At 69.8% G+C, this 15,654-nt stretch carries 11 protein-coding genes; 7 read left to right on the top strand and 4 right to left on the bottom strand.

All coding sequences use genetic code 11. The annotated features are described in order from the left end of the window. The first annotated feature begins 5 nt into the window (after positions 1-5). The gene (locus tag FHW58_RS09365) at positions 6-863 is read left to right on the top strand and encodes a LysR family transcriptional regulator (RefSeq protein ID WP_179672751.1); all 858 of its coding nucleotides are present in this window, start codon (positions 6-8) and stop codon (positions 861-863) included. Between the two features lie 85 nt (positions 864-948). Here the strand turns inward: FHW58_RS09365 and FHW58_RS09360 are convergent, their stop codons facing one another. Continuing rightward, entirely contained in the window at positions 949-1,218 is a 270-nt protein-coding gene (locus FHW58_RS09360; protein WP_179672750.1) for a hypothetical protein, read from the bottom strand. Between the two features lie 160 nt (positions 1,219-1,378). Between FHW58_RS09360 and FHW58_RS09355 the strand changes: the two genes are divergently transcribed. After that, positions 1,379-2,359 (top strand): ribonuclease I, encoded by a 981-nt coding sequence (locus FHW58_RS09355; RefSeq protein ID WP_179672749.1) that lies wholly within the window; start codon positions 1,379-1,381, stop codon positions 2,357-2,359. Positions 2,360-2,378: 19 nt separating this feature from the next. On the opposite strand, the gene FHW58_RS09350 is transcribed toward FHW58_RS09355, so the two are convergent. After that, positions 2,379-3,122 (bottom strand): SDR family oxidoreductase, encoded by a 744-nt coding sequence (locus FHW58_RS09350; RefSeq protein WP_179672748.1) that lies wholly within the window; start codon positions 3,120-3,122, stop codon positions 2,379-2,381. A 110-nt stretch (positions 3,123-3,232) separates the two neighbouring features. Here FHW58_RS09350 and FHW58_RS09345 point away from each other — a divergent pair, with 110 nt between their 5' ends. The 5 genes from FHW58_RS09345 to FHW58_RS09325 all read left to right on the top strand — a co-directional run bounded on the left by FHW58_RS09345 (position 3,233) and on the right by FHW58_RS09325 (position 9,056). Continuing rightward, positions 3,233-4,174, top strand: a complete 942-nt coding sequence (locus FHW58_RS09345) for a LysR family transcriptional regulator (RefSeq protein WP_179672747.1) — start codon at positions 3,233-3,235, stop codon at positions 4,172-4,174. Further along, entirely contained in the window at positions 4,171-5,295 is a 1,125-nt protein-coding gene (locus tag FHW58_RS09340) for an SGNH/GDSL hydrolase family protein (RefSeq protein ID WP_229265103.1), read from the top strand. The genes FHW58_RS09345 and FHW58_RS09340 overlap by 4 nt, the downstream gene beginning before the upstream one ends. Continuing rightward, positions 5,295-6,230: a sulfurtransferase gene (locus FHW58_RS09335; RefSeq protein ID WP_373996646.1), complete on the top strand. Its 936-nt coding sequence runs from the start codon at positions 5,295-5,297 to the stop codon at positions 6,228-6,230. The genes FHW58_RS09340 and FHW58_RS09335 overlap by 1 nt, the downstream gene beginning before the upstream one ends. Before the next feature lie 56 nt (positions 6,231-6,286). Continuing rightward, positions 6,287-6,553, top strand: coding sequence for a UBP-type zinc finger domain-containing protein (locus tag FHW58_RS09330; RefSeq protein ID WP_179672746.1), 267 nt, complete (start codon positions 6,287-6,289; stop codon positions 6,551-6,553). A 97-nt stretch (positions 6,554-6,650) separates the two neighbouring features. Then, on the top strand, positions 6,651-9,056 hold the full coding sequence (locus FHW58_RS09325) for a beta-L-arabinofuranosidase domain-containing protein (protein ID WP_179672745.1): 2,406 nt from the start codon (positions 6,651-6,653) through the stop codon (positions 9,054-9,056). Here FHW58_RS09325 and FHW58_RS09320 read toward each other — a convergent pair. Then, positions 9,043-11,058 carry an AsmA family protein gene (locus tag FHW58_RS09320; protein WP_179672744.1) on the bottom strand — a complete coding sequence of 672 codons (2,016 nt, stop codon included), beginning with the start codon at positions 11,056-11,058 and terminating at the stop codon, positions 9,043-9,045. The genes FHW58_RS09325 and FHW58_RS09320 overlap by 14 nt on opposite strands. A gap of 55 nt (positions 11,059-11,113) precedes the next feature. Further along, positions 11,114-15,601, bottom strand: a complete 4,488-nt coding sequence (locus FHW58_RS09315; RefSeq protein ID WP_229265102.1) for a DEAD/DEAH box helicase — start codon at positions 15,599-15,601, stop codon at positions 11,114-11,116. Between the last annotated feature and the right edge of the window lie 53 nt (positions 15,602-15,654).

Raw genomic sequence — 15,654 nt, 5'->3', positions numbered from 1 at the left:
ACGGTATGGAACTCTCATCCTTGCGCATCTTCAAAACCGTGGCCGAGGAGGGCGGCGTGACGCCGGCTGCCGCGCGGCTCAATCGGGTGCAATCCAACGTCTCCGCGCGCCTGACGCAGTTGGAGGACTCGCTCGGCGTCAGCCTGTTTCACCGTTCCGGACGCCGCATGCTGCTCACCGAGGAGGGCGCGCGGCTGCTGGCCTACGCCGAGCGGCTGCTGCAACTGGCCGACGAGGCGCAGGCCGCAGTGCGCGGCGACCACCAGCCGGCCGGCCAGTTGCGGATCGGCTCGATGGAAACCACCGCCGCCGCGCGCCTGCCGCAGGTGCTGGGGCAGTTCCACCGCCAATACCCGCAGGTCGACCTGGTGCTGGACACCGGCCCGACCGACTACCTGGTGCAGGCGGTGCTCAACCACCGGGTCGACGTGGCGCTGGTGGCGGCGCCGGTCGAGCGCCCCGAGCTGCTACAGTTGCCGGTATTCGAGGAAGAACTGGTGTTGCTGACCGACAGCCTGCACGGCCCGGTCAGCACGCCATCGGACGTGGCGCGGCGCACCTTGCTGGGGTTTCGCAGCGGCTGCTCCTACCGGCGGCGGCTGGAGCGCTGGTTTGCCGAGGGCGGCGTGGCGCCGGCGCGGATTGCGGAATTCGGGACGTTCGAGGCGATTATCGGGTGCGTGGCGGCCGGCATGGGCGTGGCGATGATGCCGAAAGAAGTGTTGATGCAGCGGGAGCTGGCGAAATCGGTGCGCGTGCACGCGCTGGCGGAAGCGGTGGCGCGGGTGCAGACCATGCTGATCTGGCGGCGCGACATTGCGCAGCACGCCGCGCGCGATGCCTTCGCGGCGACGTTCAGCTGACGGCACCCGCCCAACCCGCACAGCGCTGCGGCCAGGGTCTGACCCCGCACGGGGTCAGACCCTTTCGTTTGGGGGTGCTAACAACTTAGCGGTTGGCCGGCGGCGGCTCGGTGGTGGCCGGCGGGGTGGTGGTTGGCGGCGGCGCGTTCGGGTCGGGCTGGGTCGCCGTGCCGCCCTCGGTGGTCGGCGTATTGGTCACCGGTGGCGTGGTAGGCGCCGGAGTGGCGGCCGGGGCCGGGGTGGCTTCAGGCGCGGGCGGCGGCACGTCCGCGTCTTTTTTCTGGCAGCCGGCCAGAACGGCGGCCGTGGCCAGCACTGCACAAGCAAATTTACCGGTGAGATGGAACTGTTTCATGGTGGACTCCTCCTGTTGGATGGGTTGATTGCCATCTTAGTCACTCCCGAGCCCGCGCCCTATCGGCGTGATTGCATCGCGCTTGTAGGACAATTGCCCGTCTGCGTCCGCCGCCGTTCCGGTAGAATATTGGCATTTCGATCAAACACCGGGGAACCCCATGCGTTTCTACCTCGTCGCCGCGCTGCTGGCCCTGACCTCCATCCCCTGCGCCGCCAGCGAATCGGCCAGCGGCAGCTTCACCGCCACCCAGCGCTGCGAGGCGTTTTCCTCGTTCGCCAAACGCAGCAATCCCGGCGACGTCAGCATCAGCGCCGGCACCGCCTACACGGTGCGCGAAATCAACAAGACCGACTACGACTGGGTGCGCATCGACGTCCCCGGCGCGCGGCCCGCTCTGCGCTGGGTGCGGCGCGACTGCGGCAAGCCGGAGCTGGACGAGCGGCCGGCCGGCCATGCGGCGGAAGGCGCCAGCGGCGCCGTGTGCTCGGCGCCCAACCAGCAGGACAGCTACGTGCTGGCCATCACCTGGCAGCCCGGCTTTTGCGAGCACGCCAAGTACCACGGCAAGAAGCCCGAATGCGACGCCATGAACAGCGGCACGCTGGAGGCCAAGACCCTGAGCCTGCACGGCCTGTGGCCCAACAAGCAGGAGTGCGGCACGCAGTACGGCAGCTGCAGCGGCCCACCGTTCGCGCTGAGCAAGGACACCATCGAAAAGATCGCCCCGTGGATGCCGAACTTCTTCTACGAGCGCACCTTTGGCGCCTACGAGTGGAACAAGCATGGCAAGTGCCAGTCGCTGCCGCCGGACGCCTACTTCATCAAGGCCGTATCGGCGGTGCGCGTGGTGAACGAATCGGAAGTCGGCAAGATCGTGCTGGGCAACACTGGCAAGAGCTTCCGCGTCAGCGACTTCTTCGAGCGCGTCAAGGCGCGCTACGGCGAGCAGGTGGCCGGCACCATCACGCTGGTGTGCACGCAGCGCAAATACCTGCAGGAGATCCGCGTGTCGCTGGCGCTGGACTTCGTCACCGACCGCGAACTGCCGCAACTGGTGGCCAACGCCCGGCCGGCCGCCAGCCGCGCGGTGGGCTGCGCCGACGAGGTCTACGTCGAGGCGGCCGGCAGCAACCACTAGCCGCCGGTCATGCCCAGACTCAGGCCGCGAAGCCGCCGTCGATCAGCAGGTCGGCGCCGGTGACGAAGGCCGCTTCCGGGCTGGCCAGGTAGGCCACCATGGCCGCCACCTCGTCAGCGGTGCCGTGGCGCTTGAGCGCCATCAGGCCATGCAAGCCCAGGGCGAAATCGCTTTCGGCCGGGTTCATGTCGGTGTCGATCGGGCCGGGCGCGATGTTGTTGACGGTGATGTTGCGCGCGCCCAGATCACGCGCCATGCCCTTGACCAGGCCGACCAGCGCCGACTTGCTCATCGCGTAGGCGGCGCCGCCCTCGAACGGCATGCGCTGCGCGTTGGTGCTGCCGATGTTGATGATGCGGCCGCCATCCTGCATGTGCCGGGCGGCGGCCTGCGAGGCCACGAACACGCCGCGCACGTTGACCGCCAGCGTGCGGTCGAAATCGGCCAGCGAGAACTGCTCGGTGGGGCCCAGCAGCAGCACGCCGGCGCTGTTGACCAGGATGTCCAGGCGGCCATAGCGCGCGGCGGTGGCGTCGATGGCGCTGGTCAGCGAAGCGGCGTCGCTGGCGTCGGCCTGGATGGCGAAGGCCTCGCCGCCGGCGGCCTTGATCTGTTCCACCACCGCCTCGGCGGCGATGGCCGAGGCGGCGTAGCCGATGGCGACCCTGGCGCCTTCAGCGGCCAGGCGACGGGCGGCGGCGGCGCCGATGCCGCGCGAACCACCGTTGATAAAAGCGACTTGACCGTTCAGTTTCGAGTTCATGATTTGGTTCCTTTCGGGTTGGTTGATGAACACAGTATGGTCCTCGCCACCTGATCGCGGTAGTCATGAAATATCGCCTACAGTTTCAACTATTGGTATAAGATGGCGCCATGTTCACTGAATTAAGCAGCTACCTGGACGCCTTCATCGCCGCCGCCGACGAGGGCAGCTTCTCCGCCGCCGCGCGCCGCCTGGGGCTGACGCCGGCCGCCGTCAGCAAAAGCGTCAACCGGCTGGAGCTGCGGCTCGGCGTGCGGCTGTTCCAGCGCAGCACCCGCAGCCTGGCGCTGACCACCGACGGCGAACGGCTGTACGGGCAGGTGCGGCTGCCGTGGAACGAGATCGGCGACGCGCTCACCGACCTCAGTCAGGGCGCCGACAAGCCGGCCGGCACGCTCAAGGTGTCGCTGGCGCACACGGTGGGGCGGCTGTACATCGTGCCGCTGCTGGCGGAGTTCACGCGCCGCCATCCGGACGTGGTGCCGGACCTGCACTTCGATAACCGCCAGGTCGACCTGATCGCCGAGGGCTTCGACGTCGCCATCGGCGGCGGCATCGAACTGACCGACGCGCTGGTGGCGCGCGAACTGGCGCGGGTCAGCCTCGTGCTGGTGGCGGCGCCGTCCTACCTGGAGGCGCACGCGGCGCCCACGCAGCCGCAGGAACTGGCGCGCCATCGCGGCCTGCTGCGCCGCTCGCTGCGCACCGGCCGCCTCGGCGCCTGGACGCTGCGCCACGCCGACGGCCAGGAGGTGGTGGCCAGCATCCGCCCGGTGGCGGTGATGGACGACCCGGAGGCCATCGCCCGCGCCGCCGCCGACGGCATGGGCATCGCCATGCTGCCGCTGCCGCACGCCTTGCCGCTGCTCGACAGCGGCGCGCTGGTGCGGGTGCTGCCCGACTGGTATGCCGACATCCATCCGCTGGCGATATATTATTCCAGCCGCAAGCTGGTGCCGGCCAAGGTGCGGGTGTTCGTCGACCACGTCATCGCCGGCTTCCGCGCCGCCGGCCACGCGGCGCGCTTCCACCAACAATCAGGAGAGGTATGAGGCTCTACAGGGGATGCAAGACGCTGGCGCTGGCGTTAACCTTGGCGTTGGCCGCGTTGGCCGCGTTGGCCGGGCAGGCCGAGGCCGGCGAGACCGGCATGGCCGGTGTGGCCGTTCGGCCGGACGACGCGCGGCTGCGCTACACCGGCCGCATCGACTTCGCCGACCGCGCGCGGCCCATGCTGTCCTGGCCCGGCACCAGCATCGAGGGCAACTTCAGCGGCACCAGCCTGGCCGTCAGGCTGGACGACCAGCAGGGCAAGAACTTCTTCAACGTCTTCATCGACGGCGACCTGGCCCGGCCGGTGGTGATCGCGGCCGCGCGCGGCGGCCACACCTATCCGGTCGCCAGCGGCCTGGCGCCCGGCGCGCACAGCTTCCTGCTCACCAAGCGCACCGAGGGCGAGGAGGGCGGCACCGTGTTCCAGGGGCTGGAACTGGCCGACGGCGGCACGCTGCTGCCGCCGCCGGCGCGCAAGCAGCGGCGGATTGAATTCTTCGGCGACTCCATCACCTCCGGCATGGGCAACGAATCGCCCGACGACGGCCCGGACGACCGCCCGCGCGACAAGAACAACTTCCTCTCCTACGCCTCGATCACGGCGCGCGCGCTGGACGCGGAAGCCCACATCACGTCGCAGAGCGGCATCGGCATCATGATCAGCTGGTTCCCGTTCACCATGCCGGACTTTTACGACCAGCTGAGCGCCGTCGGCGACAACGACACGCACTGGGACTTCACATCGTGGACGCCGGATGTGGTGGTGATCAACCTGCTGCAGAACGACAGCTGGCTGATCGACCGCGAACGGCGCCTGACGCCCGCGCCGGACGGCGCCCAGCGCATCGCGGCGTATCGCACCTTTGTCCAGCGCATCCGCGCGCTGTACCCGGACGCTTACATCGTCTGCGCGCTCGGCAGTATGGACGCGGTGCGGGAGGGCTCCCGCTGGCCCGGCTACGTGCGCACGGCGGTCGACCAGCTGCAGGCGCAGGGCGACCAGCGCATCGACACCATCGTGTTTCCGTGGACCGGCTTTGGCGGCCATCCGCGCGTCAGGCAGCATCAGGCCAATGCCGCGCAGCTGACGGCGTTCATTCGCCAGAAGATGGGCTGGTAGTGTCGCGCCCACGCCTGCTGATCACCGCCCGCGAACTGGCGGCGCTGCTTGCCGCCGCGCCGCAATCGCCATCGGCGTTGCCGTCCGCCACCCGGCTGCTGGAAGCCGGCTATGGCGCCCGCGCCGCGTTCGCGCAGGCGCACATCCCGGGTGCCGGCTATCTCGACACCGAAGACATCGAGCACGCGCCGCGCTGGCTGCGGGCGCCGGACGACGAACTGCTGTCCGTGCTGCTGGCGCAAGGCATCCGCCACGACACCATCGTCATCCTCTACGGCCGCAACAACCTGGCCGCCGCGCGCGCCGCGCACCTGATGCTGTACGCCGGCGTGACCGACGTGCGCCTGCTGGACGGCGGCTTCGGCGCCTGGCTGGCCGCCGGCTACCCCTGCGCATCGGGTCCGCCGCCCGCCATCCCGGCCGCCAGGGCCGATGTCATCGCCACCGCCGTTGCCGGCACCGGCGGAGCCGAGCTTGCAAGCGCCGCCGCCGTCGCCGCATTCGGCCGCGCCTTCCCCGCGCACCCGGAGTACCTGATCGACACCGCCGGCGCGCGCGCCTTGCTGGCGGCGCCGGACGGCGTGCTGGCCAGCATCCGCACCGAGGCCGAACATCTCGGCCACATCTCCGGCTACAGCTACATCACCGCGCGCGGCGACATCCCCGGTGCGCGCTGGGCCGGCGCCGGCGACAATGGAGACGTCAACAGCATGAGCAGCTACCAGCTGGCCGACGGCACCACCCGCCCGCTGCGCGACATCGCCCGGCGCTGGCGCGCCGCCGGCATCACGCCGGAGCGGCAGGTCGCCTTCTACTGCGGCACCGGCTGGCGCGCCGCGATGGCCTTCCTGTACGCCTACGAGATGGGATGGCCGCGCATCAGCGTCTACGACGGCGGCTGGTGCGAGTGGAGCGTTCAACTGATCCAAGGGTAGAAGCACAGCCGCGCGTGGCGCGGTAGACTACAAGCTTTACAAGAGCGGAGGCCGCCATGACCGAGCAGTGCGAACACTTCAACCAGATTCACACGCACCACGCCAACACCAACGGCTGCGAGGAATGCCTGAAAATGGGCGACCGCTGGGTGCACCTGCGCGTCTGCCTGAGCTGCGGCCACGTCGGCTGCTGCGACCAGTCGAAGAACCGCCACGCCACCAAGCATTTCCACGACACCGGCCACGCCATGATGCGCTCCGGCGAGCGCGGCGAAACCTGGGGCTGGTGCTATGTCGACCGCGAGATGTTCGATCCGATTTAGGATTGTGCTGATTTCGTCACGCTTTTCGCGGCGCTGAAGCAAGACGGCGGCAGCGGCCGGACGTACATTACTGGTTACATAGACCACGAGGGTACGTATGCACCGCCGACAGATATTGCAGGGCGCCGCCAGCCTGGGACTGGTATCCCGCTGGAGCGCCGCCAACGCCCATGCCACCGCCACGGCCGGCGCGACCGCCAGCGACACCGCGCCCGGCGCCAGCGTCCCCGCCAGCGCCCGCGCGCTGCCGCTATCGTCGGTGCGCCTGCTGCCCTCCGTCTATCTGGATGCGGTGCAGGCCAACCAGGCCTATTTGCTGCGCCTGAGCGCCGACCGCTTCCTGCACAATTACCACCGCTTCGCCGGGCTGCCGACCAAGGGCGCCATCTACGGCGGCTGGGAATCCGACACCATCGCCGGCGAAGGCCTGGGCCACTACCTGTCCGCGCTGTCGCTGATGTATGCGCAAACCGGCACACCGGCGCTGAAGCCGCGCATCGACTACATCGTGGCCGAACTGGCGCGCGTGCAGCAGGCGCACGGCGATGGCTACGTGGCCGGCTTCATGCGCAAGCGCAAAGATGGCACGGTGGTCGATGGCAAGGAGATCTTCCCCGAAATCATGCGCGGCGAGATCCGCTCGGCGGGCTTCGACCTGAATGGCTGCTGGGTGCCGCTGTATAACTGGCACAAGGTATTCGCCGGCCTGTTCGACGCCCAGACCTACGCCGGCAACGACCAGGCGCTGCAAGTGGCGCTGGGCCTGGCCGGCTACATCGACCAGGTCTTCGCCGCGCTCAGCGACGAGCAGGTGCAGCAGGTGCTGGCCTGCGAACATGGCGGCATCAACGAAAGCTTCGCCGAACTGTACGCGCGCACGCGCGACCCGCGCTGGCTGGCGCTGGCGCAACGGCTGTACCACACCAAGGTGCTGGCGCCGCTGGCGCAGCAACGCGACGAACTGGCCAACCTGCACTCCAACACCCAGATCCCCAAGCTGATCGGCCTCGCGCGCCTGCACGAGCTGACCGGCCGCCAAAGCGACGCCCGCGCCGTGGACTTCTTCTGGCAACGCGTGACGCAACACCACAGCTACGTCATCGGCGGCAACGGCGACCGCGAGTACTTCTCGGCGCCGGACACCATCGCCGCCCACATCACCGAGCAGACCTGCGAAGCCTGCTGCAGCTACAACATGCTGAAGATGACGCGCCACCTGTACAGCTGGGCGCCGGACGCCGCCTACTTCGACTACTACGAGCGCACCCACCTCAATCACATCCTGGCGCACCAGAACCCGCGCACCGGCATGTTCACCTATATGACGCCGCTGATGTCCGGCGTGGCGCGCGAGTTTTCCAGCGAGGAGAATGACTTCTGGTGCTGCGTGTTGTCCGGCATGGAGAGCCACGCCAAGCATGGCGACTCGATCTACTGGGAGAATGGCGACACGCTGTTCGTCAACCTTTACATCCCGTCCACGGTGCAGTGGCGCGCCGGCGCCGCGCTGGAACTCAACACGGGCTATCCGTTCGAGGGCGACATCGACATCAAGGTGCGCCGGCTGCCCGGCTCGCGCCCGTTCACGCTGGCGCTGCGCATCCCGGCCTGGGCCGGCGCGCACACGCTGCTGGTCAACGGCAAACCGCAGGCGGCGCGGCTGGACAAGGGCTATGCGCTGATCCGCCGCCGCTGGCGCGCGGGCGACACGGTGCGCCTGTCGCTGCCGCTGGCGCTGCGGCTCGAAAGCGCCGCCGGCAACGACCACGTGGTGGCGCTGCTGCGCGGCCCGATGGTGCTGGCGGCCGACCTGGGCGCGGCCGACAAGCCGTTCAGCGGCCTGGCGCCGGCGCTGGTCGGCGCCAACATCCTCGGCGCGTTCGCGGAGCAGGACAAGGGCAGGGCGATCTACCGCAGCGTGGGCAGCGGCCGGCCGGGCGACATGAAGTTTGCGCCGTTCTTCTCGCAGTACGAGCGGCGCGCGGCGGTCTACTTCAACGCCTACACGGAAGCGGAATGGGCGGCGTCGGAGGTCGCGTTCCGCAAGGAGGAGGCCCGCCTCAAGGAACTGGCCGACCGCTCGGTGGACGTGATGCATCTCGGCGAAATGCAGCCGGAACGCGATCATGACCTGCAATCGGACATTTCATACCCGGTGTCCTACCGTGGCCGCAACGGCCGCGATGCGCGCACCGGCGGCTATTTCAGCTTCCGCATGAAGTGCACCAGCGGACCGCTGGTGCTGCAGGCCAGCTACTGGGGCGAAGAGCGCAACCGCGATTTCCACATCAGTATCGACGGCGAGCGTATCGCGCGGGTGCGGCTGGACGGCAGCCATCCCGGCGTCTTCATCGACGAGGCGTATCCGGTGCCGGAGCGGCTCACCAGCGGCAAGGCCAGCGTGGTGGTGCGCTTCGATCCGCAGCCGGGCCACACGGCCGGTCCGGTATTTGGTGTGCGCCTGTTCACGCAGGGCGTGCGCGGCGCGCTTACTTCTTCCTGATTGGCTGCGTTTGCGCCACGGCGCGGGTCTTGTTGGCTTCCGCCAGCAGGGCCCTGCAGTCCACCGGCTCCACCTTGCCCGGATTGATCAGCGGGACCACCGCCGCCAGCGGATTGACCACGGTGGCCAGCGCCAGCGCGGCGCCGCCCTTGGCGATCAGCGGGCCTTTGTACGGCCCCACGTCCGGATTGGTGAAGGTGCCCTTGGCGTACAGCGGCGTGCGCAGCGAGATGATGCGCACGCCCTTGGTTTGCGGACGCACGTCCAGGTCCAGCGTCTCCTTCGCCAGATCGACGTTGCCGCTGACGTTGATGACGGCTTCCCGGGTGTCGACCACGAAGCGGCGCGCCTCGGCCTTGCCATGTTCGACCACGAAGTCGCCGGCCAGGCAGTTCAACTCGATCTGCTTGTCGCCGAACAGCTTGACGAACACCAGGTTGGCGATGTTCAGGCCGGCCGCTTCCAGGATGAATTTGCTGACCGAGCCCTCGCTGACGGTGGCGCCGGCCTCGCCGCTGGACGACGCCAGCATGGCGGACACGGAGTTGCCCTTGCCGGCCAGCGCGGCGTCCGCACTGACTTCACCCACGCTGGCCTGCATCGATTCCAGCTTGGGGAACAGCTGGTTGATCTTCAGGTGGCGCGCGGTGGCACGGACTTCGGCGTCGATCACTTTCTGGCGTCCATCCAGCTTGATGTTGGAGGCGATGTCGCCGCCCGCCATGCCGAAGTTCAGCGGCGTCAGCGTCAGCACCTTGTTGTTCATCTTGATGTGGGCCTTGATGTCATTCAGCGGGATGTCGTGCGTGCGGATCAGCTTTTTGCCGGTGAACTGCACGTCGGCGTCCAGCGCGTCCCACTTGGCGGTGTTGAACTGCTCCACCGGCAGCGCCTTGTCGTCCGGCTGGTTTTTCGGCTTGCCGCGATGGGCCTTGCTCTCGTTGCTCTCGGCGCCGATGGTCGGGCCCAGGTCCTCCAGCCGCAGCTGGCGCGAGGTCACGGTGCCGGTCAGCAGCGGACGCGGTTTGCGCGGCGTGTAGGCCAGTGTGCCTTCCAGGTCGCTGCCGCCGACGGTGCCGGTGAAGTTCTTGTAGGTCCAGTTCCAGTCGGCGCCGGCCTTTTTGCCGATCAGGCGGCCGGTGGTGGCAAACGGCGGCGTCTCCGGCAGCAACACGCCGGTCAGCGGATACAGGTCGGCCATGCTGGCGCCGCCCAGCGTCAGCTTCAGATCGAGGCCGGCCGGCGAACGCGGGTCGGTCAGCATGCCCTCGACGGCGATCTTGTTCTTGCCGGCGCTGGCGGCGGCCTGCACCGGGAAGTTGGTGTGTTCGTCGGTGAGCGCCAGCACCTTGCCGACCTTGCCGCCGCCGGTGATCGGCGCGTTGCGGTAGCTGCCGCTCAGGTCAAACTGGATGCCGTATTTTTGCGCGTCGGCGCCCTCGTTGATGCCGCTGGCCTTGGCGCGCAGATCGAGCTTGATGCCGTCGTCGAGGTAGCGCAGGTCGCCGCTGCCCAGCGTCAGGCGGCGGATGTCGACCTCCCATTCGGACGGGCCGTTGTCCTTGAAGGTCCAGGTGTTACTGCCGTCGGCGCGGCGCTGCGCGGCCACGGTGATGTTGTCGACCGCCAGGTCCGCGATGGCCACCTCCTTGTGCAGCAGCGGCAGCGGGTGGATGGCCACCACGATGCTGCCGGCGCTGGCCAGCTTGGGACCGGTGCTGGTCCATTCCGGGTTGGCGATGTAGACGTCATTGGCGCTGATGCGCGGGCGCGGCACGTAGCGCCGCCAGCCGGATTCGGTGGCGTCGCCTTGTTCCCAGCGCACGCGCAGGTCGCCGTTGATGGCGAACTCGCGGCCGATGCTGTCGGAGACGCGGTGGTTGATCCAGGGGCGTGCGCGGTTCCAGTCGAAGGTCAGCACGAAGATGACGATCGCCGCCAGGATCAGCAGCAGCGTGGCCAACAGGCCGACGAAAATTTTGAGTGGGCGCGATTTTTTCATGCGCCCCATGCTACGCCGCGCGCGTCCGGGCTTATGTGCGGTACGCCACCGTAGGCTAAAAACTGGCTTGTCTGCCGACCAGCCAGCCGTGCAGCAGCTCGCGGTCCTTCTCGTCCGGCGCGTAGTGGAATTTGCCGGCCACCTGGGTGGCGACCGGCAGGCCGTCGCGGAACAGCAGGCGGTTGCCGGCCAGCGCCGGCACCTTGTCGCCGGGGAGCAGGGTGCCGCACAGGTTGAGCGGATCGACGCCGGACAGGCAGACGTAGCTGCCGTCGTGCGGCCGGCGGCGCATCTCGCGCAGCAGCGGAATGGCTTCCGGCAGGGCGAACTGTTCGCCCGACAGGCCGGCCACGAAGCGGCCGCCGCGGATCTCGCCGCGCGCTTCCAGGCGGTGGTAGACCGGCAGCAGTTCGCGCCAGGTCGGCATCCAGCTCGCCTCGCGCTCCAGCAGGCGCCAGAACATGACGCCATAGCGGCGCAGCAGCGTCATGGCGATGTGCTCCAGCGTGTCCGGATCGGTGCGCGGCTTGCGGGCCGGTGGCGCCGGCCGTGCGGCAGCGGCGGGCGGCGCGGAAGACGCGGGCGGCGCCAAGGCGTTGGACGCTGCAGCGCCAGCGGAGGATGTGGCCGGCGTGGGCGCGACGCCCGGGGTGGCGGTTTCGACCGGGCGCACGGTGATGTTGACGTGGTCGCCGCGCCGCACCAGCGCCCAGCGGCCGGCTTCCTCCATGGTCGGCCCGGCGCCGCGGCGGCGGCGCTTGTCGTTGCTGGCGCGCTTGTTGGCCGGCACCAGCATGGCGCGCAGGCCGGCGTAGCTGTCGGCGTTGACCAGGCCTGTCGCCACCAGCTCGCCCAGCGTGTTCTCCAGCTCCACCGGCAGCAGGCGGGCGTCGTGCGACAGCTCGTCGAAGAACATCGCGCCTTCACGCCGCAGCGCTTCCAGCACGCGCGCGGCGCGCGGCGACACCTCGATGTCGTCCGCCACGGCCGGCAACGCGTGCCACAGCGCCAACTGGCGGCGCGGCAGCAGCACCAGCGGCGTGCTGCGCACCGGACCGCCGGCGGCGCTGGCCGGCGCGCCCACCCGCGTCCAGACGATTTTGCCGGCGCGGCATAAGTCGTCCAGCCACAGCGACGAATAGTCCTGTACGCGCGCGGCCAGCAGCTCGCTCTCCCACGCGCCGGCGGCCGCCTCGTAGCCTTCCAGCTGCGCCAGCGCCTGCGGCAGCGCGTCCGCGCCTTGCAGCTGCGCGTCCGGCGCCAGGTGCTGCCACTCGAACAGGAAGCGCATGAAGTCCTGGCGCTCCACCGGCTCGATCTCGCGCCGCAGGCGCTTGATGGTGTAGCGATGGATGCGCGCCAGCAGATGGCGCTCGCACCATTCCTCGGCGCTGGCGCCGGGCGTAAAGCGGCCGCGCATCACGTAGCCTTCGCTCTCCAGTTGCGTCAGCGCGATGGTGGTGGTGGATGCGGTCAGGCCCAGCGGCGCGGCAATCGACGCCACTGTCTGCGGCCCCACGCCGCTCAGGCGCGCGCGCAGGATCTCGACCAGCGCCGCATCGCGCGTCCACTCCTCATGCGTGCCGCGCGCCGCCGCATCCACGGCCAGCGGGGGCGTGGCGACGGCGGCCGGATACGCCGCGTGCACGCAGGGCAGCCGCTCCAGCGCCACCCACAGGTCGGCGCCGCTATCGGCATCACGCAGGCGCGTGGCGCGGCCGCCGTCGGCCAGGCTGGCCAGCCATGCCGGCCAGCCTTCCGCCCGTGCCGCCTCGTCATGCGACACGCACGCCAGCGACATCAGCGCTTCCTGCATCTCATCGCTGTTGCGCACCGATGGCCAGGCTTCCTCCGCCACGGCGGCAATCGCGCCGGCATCCAGCGCGCCCAGATCGTCGGTGGACGCCGGGTCGGTCCAGCGGCGGTTGAGCACCGCCTGGGTGCGCCGCTCCTCCAGCGGCGCATCGTCCAGGAAGGCATATGGCCGCGCGTTCAGGATCTCCATCGCCAGCGGCGACGGCGCCGGCAAGTCGCGCGCCAGCAGCCGCACCTCGCCCGCCTCCATGCGCCGCAACAGCGCCAGCCAGCCCGCGCTGTCCATGGCCTCGTGCAGGCAGTCGTCCAGCGTCTGATCCACCAGCGGATGGCTGGGCAGTTCGCGCTCGCCGACGATGTTCTCCAGGCACGCCGCCTGGTCGGGGAACACCGACGCCAGCAAATCGTCGCTCTTCATGCGCATCAGCTGCGGCGCCACCTTGCGCCCGCCGCTGAAGCGCGGCAGGGCCAGCGAAGTGGTGGCGTTCCAGCGCCACCGCACGTTGAACAGCGGCGCGTCCAGCAGGGCCTGGATCAGGATATGCTCGGCGCTGCTGGCGCGCAGGTAGCGCCACACCTCGTCCAGCGGAAAACTGTGGCTTTCGGACAGCGACAGCACGATCGCATCCTCGGTGGCCGCCGCCTGCAGCTCGAAATTGAAGGTGCGGCAGAACCGCTTGCGCAGCGCCAGCCCCCAGGCGCGGTTGACGCGGCTGCCGTAGGGCGCGTGGATCACCAGCTGCATGCCGCCCGATTCGTCGAAGAAGCGCTCCATCACCAGCGTGTCGCGGGTGGGCAGGGCGCCCAGTGTGGCGCGCGAGCGCGCCATGTACTCGGCGATCTGGCGCGCGGCGTCGTCGCGCAGCCCGAGGTGCGCGGCCAGCCAGTCGACCACGCGCTCGATGGCGGCCTCGCCGCTGCCAGCGCCGTCATCGACGCCGCTTGCGTCGCCGGCCAGCAGGCGGTCGATCTCGCCGCGCAGGCGCGCCACGCCGATCGACAGTTCATCCGTGCGGCCGGGCGCTTCGCCCAGCCAGAATGGAATATTGGGCGCCGCGCCATGCGCGTCCTCCACCCGCACCTTGCCGGCGTCGATGCGCTGGATGCGGTACGAGGTATTCCCGAGCTGGAAAACGTCACCGGCCAGGCTCTCCACCGCGAAGTCCTCGTGCACGGTACCGATGTTCTGGCCCTGCGGCTCCAGCACCACCGTGTAGTCGGCGTTGTCCGGTATCGTCCCGCCGGACATCACCGCCGTCATCTTGCCGCCGCGCCGGCCGCGCAGCGTGCCGCTGACCGTGTCGCGGTGCAGATAGGCGCCGCGCACGCCCTGGCGGCCGGTGTAGCCGTCGGTGAGCATGCGCAGCACGTCGTCATAGCGCTGGCGCTCCAGTTGCGCGTAGGGCGAGGCCTGCCGCAGCAGCGCGAACAGCGCGTCCTCGCCCCATTCGCGGCACGACACCTCCGCCACGATCTGCTGCGCCAGCACGTCCAGCGGCGCCGGCGGCACGCGCAGCGCATCGAGCTCGTTGCGGCGCACGCAGTCCAGCAGCGCCGCGCATTCGATCAGATCGTCGCGCGAGGTGGGGAATAGCCGCCCCTTGGGCAGGCCGCCGACGTGGTGGCCGGAGCGGCCCACGCGCTGCAAGAAGGCGGCGATGCTGCGCGGCGAACCGATCTGGCACACCAGGTCTACATCGCCGATGTCGATGCCCAGTTCCAGCGACGCGGTGGCGATCAGCACCCGCAGTTCGCCGCGCTTGAGGCGCTGCTCGGCGTCCTGCCGCGATTCCTTCGACAGGCTGCCGTGGTGCGCCGCCACGTGCTCGCCGCCGAGACGGTCGGCCAGGTGGCGCGCCATGCGCTCGGCCATGCGCCGCGTGTTGACGAAGATCAGCGTGGTGCGGTGCATGACGGTCAGCTCGGCCAGGCGGTCGTAGACGCGCTCCCACACGTCATTGGCCATCACCGCCTCCAGCGGCACCGGCGGCAGCTCCAGGTTGAGGTCGCGCGCGCGCACGTGGCCCACGTCCACCACCGCGCACGGGCGGCCGGCGCCGGCCAGGAAGCGCGCCACCGCCGCGATCGGCTTCTGCGTGGCCGACAGGCCGACCCGCACCGGTGGCCGCGCGCACAGCGCCGCCAGCCGCTCCAGGCTCAGGGCCAGGTGGCTGCCACGCTTGCTGCCGGCCACCGCGTGGATCTCGTCGACGATCACCGTGCGCACGCCGGCCAGCATGGCGCGGCCGCTGTCCGACCCCAGCATCACGTACAGCGACTCCGGCGTCGACACCAGGATGTGCGGCGCGCGCCGGCGCATGGCGTTGCGCTCGGCCTGGGTGGTGTCGCCGGTGCGCACGGCGGTGCGGATGCCGTGCGGCGGCAGGCCGAGCGCCGCCAGCGCGCGGCCGATGCCCTCCAGTGGCGCCAGCAGGTTGACGCGGATGTCGTTGGACAGCGCCTTGAGCGGCGACACGTACAGCACCCGCGTCTCATCGGGCAGCGGCCCGCCGCGGCTCTCGCGCACCAGCGCGTCGATCGCGGCCAGGAAGGCGGTCAGCGTCTTGCCGGAGCCGGTGGGGGCGGCAATCAGCGTGGCGCGGCCGGCCTGGATGTGCGGCCAGGCCTGGCGCTGCGCCTCGGTGGCGCGCGCAAACGCCCCCTCGAACCACGCCGACACGGCGGGATGGAAGTGGTACACGTGGGCGGCTTGCAGGGCGTCGGTCATAAGCACGATGATGGGGGCGGGCGCGCCAAAGTCAACCACGCGCTGGCCGCGCC

Source organism: Duganella sp. 1224 (assembly GCF_013408245.1).
Taxonomy (GTDB): Bacteria; Pseudomonadota; Gammaproteobacteria; order Burkholderiales; family Burkholderiaceae_D; genus Rugamonas.
Note: the sequence above shows the minus strand (reverse complement) of the source record. Positions and strands in the feature narration are given on the sequence as shown.

Bases quoted from the DNA above. Each gene is read 5' to 3' on its own strand.
- FHW58_RS09365 (WP_179672751.1), top strand. From the start codon at position 6: ATGGAACTCTCATCCTTGCGCATCTTCAAAACCGTGGCCGAGGAGGGC.
- FHW58_RS09360 (WP_179672750.1), bottom strand. From the start codon at position 1,218: ATGAAACAGTTCCATCTCACCGGTAAATTTGCTTGTGCAGTGCTGGCC.
- FHW58_RS09355 (WP_179672749.1), top strand. From the start codon at position 1,379: ATGCGTTTCTACCTCGTCGCCGCGCTGCTGGCCCTGACCTCCATCCCC.
- FHW58_RS09350 (WP_179672748.1), bottom strand. From the start codon at position 3,122: ATGAACTCGAAACTGAACGGTCAAGTCGCTTTTATCAACGGTGGTTCG.
- FHW58_RS09345 (WP_179672747.1), top strand. From the start codon at position 3,233: ATGTTCACTGAATTAAGCAGCTACCTGGACGCCTTCATCGCCGCCGCC.
- FHW58_RS09340 (WP_229265103.1), top strand. From the start codon at position 4,171: ATGAGGCTCTACAGGGGATGCAAGACGCTGGCGCTGGCGTTAACCTTG.
- FHW58_RS09330 (WP_179672746.1), top strand. From the start codon at position 6,287: ATGACCGAGCAGTGCGAACACTTCAACCAGATTCACACGCACCACGCC.
- FHW58_RS09325 (WP_179672745.1), top strand. From the start codon at position 6,651: ATGCACCGCCGACAGATATTGCAGGGCGCCGCCAGCCTGGGACTGGTA.
- FHW58_RS09320 (WP_179672744.1), bottom strand. From the start codon at position 11,058: ATGAAAAAATCGCGCCCACTCAAAATTTTCGTCGGCCTGTTGGCCACG.
- FHW58_RS09315 (WP_229265102.1), bottom strand. From the start codon at position 15,601: ATGACCGACGCCCTGCAAGCCGCCCACGTGTACCACTTCCATCCCGCC.